Here is a 3,611-nt window from a genome sequence, read left to right as displayed (position 1 = left end):
GGTGCGGAGGTTCTCGTCGTGCCCGTCAACAGCGCGACGAGCCACGTCGGCGTGCCGACGGAGCGGGCGTGGGAAATCCTCCTGCTGCATGCTGCGGTGGTCCTGCAATCCTTCGTGGTCTTTGTCAATCGATGCGGCGAGGAGAATCAACGGGATTTTTGGGGCGGGTCCCGCGTGATTCATCCCTCAGGAGAGGTGCTCGGGCAACTGGGATCCGATCCGGGGCAGCTGGATGCCGAACTCGACCTTGGGGAGTTGAGGGTGCTGCGCCGACGTTGGCCCTTGCTGCAGGAATCCCGGGCGGATCTCATTGCCCGTGAAGCCGCCAGACTGGCGACCGAGGAGGATTGACGCCGTTGTTGCATGCGTTCACCGGCCTAGCAGTTGTGTATTGCACACCAGTCAGTTGTGAATATCACAATCCACTTCTAAAGTGTGGTTCATGGATGTAGGTCGGAAGCAGAGTGGCGCGGCAAAGATCATGGCTGTGCTGGAGGTGCTCGGCACAGCGGATGCGGTGCTGCATCCTCACGGGATGACGGTTTCGGAGGTCTCCCGGGCATTGGGCCGTGATAAGTCGATCGTTTCCCGGCAACTGAAGAGTCTGCTGGAGTCGGGACTGGTATCACGGGACCCGGCCGGCTGCTTCGAGCTGAGCTGGCGGCTCTACGCTCTGGCGTCACGGGCAGGTGACCAGCATCTGGCCAAAAAGGCCGGGCCGGTCATGCGAAAGCTCACGGACAATGTCCGCGAGCGCACGCATTTGACGGTCCTCAGTGACGGCGAGGTGCTGACGGTCCGCTCGGAGAGTTCGCGCCGCTCCATTGAAACCCAGGGGTGGGTGGGCAGGACTATTCCGGTGGGCCGGAGCTCGAGCGGCATGGCGCTATTGATGGACCACGATGACGACCACATCGTGGAGATAGCAGAGGCGTCAGACCCGAATGGGTCGAAGCGCCAGGCTGCAGTTTTCCTCGAGGAGATCAAACGCTCCCGGCAGCGTCAATATTCAGTGGCAAACCGGATTTTCGATCCGGACATCATCGGCATCGGTACTCCGGTACGGGATTTTTCAGGAAGAATCATCGCTGCCCTGAACATTTCCGGGCCCGCGGTGCGGATCGAAGACCACATCCACCTTTTCGGTTCGCATCTGGTCGCAGCCGCGGGCAGCCTCCGGCAACCGCACCCGACTGCGGTCATCCCGGTAGAGGGTGGATGCTGATCCAGGCATACCCGCCGAGATCGCTCCTACCCGGTGAGAGCGATCAGCCGCTCGAAAATCGCCTCGCCGTCGTCGGCGATGCCGTCGTGGTGGAAGTCCGGCGTCTCCCAGACGGCCAGCCCCTTCACCTCCCGGGCGGTCGCCAGGGACAGGTCGCGGTCCACATAGATGTCGTCACGGTACACGGCCGCTGCGGCAGGTACCGTGTTCCGGCGCAGCCTCCCGACGTCGTACAGGGGACCCCAATCCTCCTTCTCGGCCAGCAGCTCGGCGGTCCGGCGGAGTGGAACCAGCGCGGGATCCTCCTCGAAGTACCAGGGATAGACCACCTCGCCGGTCAGGAGCGGTTGCTCAGCAGAGGGCAGGAACTGCGGGAATGCCGTCAGGACCCGCTCGGCGGCCCAGTTCGACGCCGCCCCCTGGCCATAGATCGATTCGTGCATCAGCGCGTACAGCGGATTGGAAGCGCGCGTCACCAGGGCGCCCACCTGCCAGAGGAAGGACGCTGACAGCCGCTCTCCGCCGGGAGTTTCCACGAAGGCGTCCTCGAGCAGGAAATGGAGCGCGTCCACCCGGGTGTTGCCGCCGAGGAACGAGCCGACCATCTGGAAGCGGCGCGCGGTAAGGCGTTCACCACTCGGTAGCTCCTCGACGGTGGAGTCGAGGTGGCGGGCAATGCGAGTGACCATCGAGCGGTCCCCGGGATACCAGTCGAAGTATTCGGAGTTGCGCTTCTCGACGCGCTGGAAGGTCGCTTCGTAGACTCGGTCGGGCGAACCGGTGAGCGGAGCGAGTCCGCCCGTGATGAGGGCGCGCTGCAGGCCCTCCGGCGCGAAGGACAGGTAGGTCAGCACGCAGAAACCGCCGTAGCTCTGCCCGAACACGGTCCATGGCTCGCCGCTGAGCTGTCTGCGGGCGAATTCGGCGTCGGCGACGATCGAGTCCGCCCGGAAATGGGTCAGGTAGGCGGCCTGTTCCTCGGCCCCACCCCTCCCCGCGAGCGTCGCGGCGTCGGCCGGGGTGGACAGGCCTGTTCCCCGCTGGTCCAGCATCAGGATGCGGAATCGCTTCGCGGCTGCCTTCATCCAGCCGCTGAGCTGGGTGGTCCGGACCCCGCGACCACCCGGGCCGCCCTGCAGGAAGAGCAGCCAGGGAAGCGTCGCGACCTCGGCCTCGGTGAAGTCCGACGACGTGTACTCCCGTGCGAAAACGTCGATGGTCTCGCTTTTGCCCGCGTCCCAATGATCGAGGGGAACGGTGAAGAAGTGTTCGGTGGTGAGCATCGAGCGCATGGCGTAGCTGTTGCCCCGGCGGTAACCGGCGGCTGAGGTGGTCCGGTTCATGCGCTTACGGTACCCGCGAATCCGCTGAGGGCGGCGCCCGTCAACCGGAAGGTGGACCACTCCTCCTGAACCCGGGCTCCAAGGCTTTCATAGAACCGGATGGAGGGCTCGTTCCACTTCAGTACTGACCATTCGACGCGCGCGTAGCCCCGCTCGGCGGCAAGCCGGGCCAGGTTCTGCAGGAGTGCCTTCCCGTGCCCGGCACCCCGCGCCTCGGGCCGCACGTAGAGGTCCTCGAGGTAGATCCCGTTGACGCCCTCCCACGTGGAGTAGTTGAGGAACCAGAGCGCGAACCCCTCGATGCGGCCGCGGGACTCGGCGACGTGCGCAAAAACCTTCGGACTGGGACCGAAAAGCGCCTCCGTCAGCTGGTCCACGGTGTTGCGGACGGCGTCGGGCTCCTTCTCGTACACCGCGAGGTCGTGAATGAGCTGCAGGATGGTGGGGACGTCGTCGGGCATGGCCTCGCGGATGGAATTCATGAAATCCACCCTAGCGACCCCGACTGCGGCAGACGCGCACGCCGCTTCCGTGCAGTCGTGCTACGGCGCCCCGACCCCGACGATCCGCACCACGGGGGTGCCGGCGTTGTCCGATGCTGCGAGGTCGATCTGCGCGTTGATGCCCCAGTCGTTGTTGCCGTCCGGGTCCTTGAGGATCTGGCGCACCTTCCACGTTCCCGGCTGCTTCTCGATGAGGAGCAGATCGAGTCCTCGGGCCTGCGGTCCGTCGTCGATGTCCTCGTAGTCGCCGAAATACCCGTCCATCGCTGCGGCCCACCGGTCGGCGGTCCAGCCCGACTCGGCGTCGAGGGCGCCGAGCGCCTCGTCCTGCTCATCGGCGAAGAGTTTCACTCGCTGGAACATCTCGTTGCGCACCATGACGCGGAAAGCGCGCTCGTTCGTGGTGACCGACGGCGGCTCCTCCGGCAGCTCGACGACGTCGGGAGTCCCGGGGAGGCCGTCCGGGCCCAGCGTGGTGAGGCGGGTCCACTCGTCGAGCAGGCTCGAATCGACCTGCCGGATCAGCTCGCCCAGCCATTC

General features: G+C 65.4%; 5 protein-coding genes. 2 read left to right on the top strand and 3 right to left on the bottom strand.

Translation table 11 applies throughout. The annotated features are described in order from the left end of the window. Together Y705_RS0103025 and Y705_RS16925 are read left to right on the top strand one after the other, a co-directional pair. A partial coding sequence (locus Y705_RS0103025; RefSeq protein WP_026531789.1) for a carbon-nitrogen hydrolase family protein occupies window positions 1–351 on the top strand: 351 nt, incomplete at its 5' end. Window positions 352–442: 91 nt separating this feature from the next. Next, a complete protein-coding gene (locus Y705_RS16925; protein ID WP_155849881.1) occupies window positions 443–1,225 on the top strand; it encodes an IclR family transcriptional regulator in 783 nt (260 codons plus the stop codon). 26 nt (window positions 1,226–1,251) lie between these two features. Here Y705_RS16925 and Y705_RS0103015 read toward each other — a convergent pair whose 3' ends face one another. The 3 genes from Y705_RS0103015 to Y705_RS20965 all read right to left on the bottom strand — a co-directional run. Beyond that, on the bottom strand, window positions 1,252–2,568 hold the full coding sequence (locus Y705_RS0103015; RefSeq protein ID WP_026531788.1) for an alpha/beta fold hydrolase: 1,317 nt from the start codon (window positions 2,566–2,568) through the stop codon (window positions 1,252–1,254). Next, window positions 2,565–3,050 (bottom strand): GNAT family N-acetyltransferase, encoded by a 486-nt coding sequence (locus tag Y705_RS0103010; RefSeq protein WP_026531787.1) that lies wholly within the window; start codon window positions 3,048–3,050, stop codon window positions 2,565–2,567. The genes Y705_RS0103015 and Y705_RS0103010 overlap by 4 nt, the downstream gene beginning before the upstream one ends. A 60-nt stretch (window positions 3,051–3,110) precedes the next feature. Next, window positions 3,111–3,611, bottom strand: a 501-nt coding sequence (locus Y705_RS20965; protein WP_155849883.1) for a DUF3516 domain-containing protein, incomplete at its 5' end; no start/stop codon positions are given.

The sequence above is a fragment of the Arthrobacter sp. H41 genome (assembly GCF_000520535.1).
Classification (GTDB): Bacteria; Actinomycetota; Actinomycetes; order Actinomycetales; family Micrococcaceae; genus Arthrobacter_D.
This window is presented reverse-complemented; position numbering and strand designations above follow the sequence as displayed.

What these genes read in the sequence shown, in the direction of transcription:
- Y705_RS0103015 (WP_026531788.1), bottom strand. Translation starts at nt 2,568, where the DNA reads ATGAACCGGACCACCTCAGCCGCCGGTTACCGCCGGGGCAACAGCTAC.
- Y705_RS0103010 (WP_026531787.1), bottom strand. Translation starts at nt 3,050, where the DNA reads ATGAATTCCATCCGCGAGGCCATGCCCGACGACGTCCCCACCATCCTG.
- Y705_RS16925 (WP_155849881.1), top strand. Translation starts at nt 443, where the DNA reads ATGGATGTAGGTCGGAAGCAGAGTGGCGCGGCAAAGATCATGGCTGTG.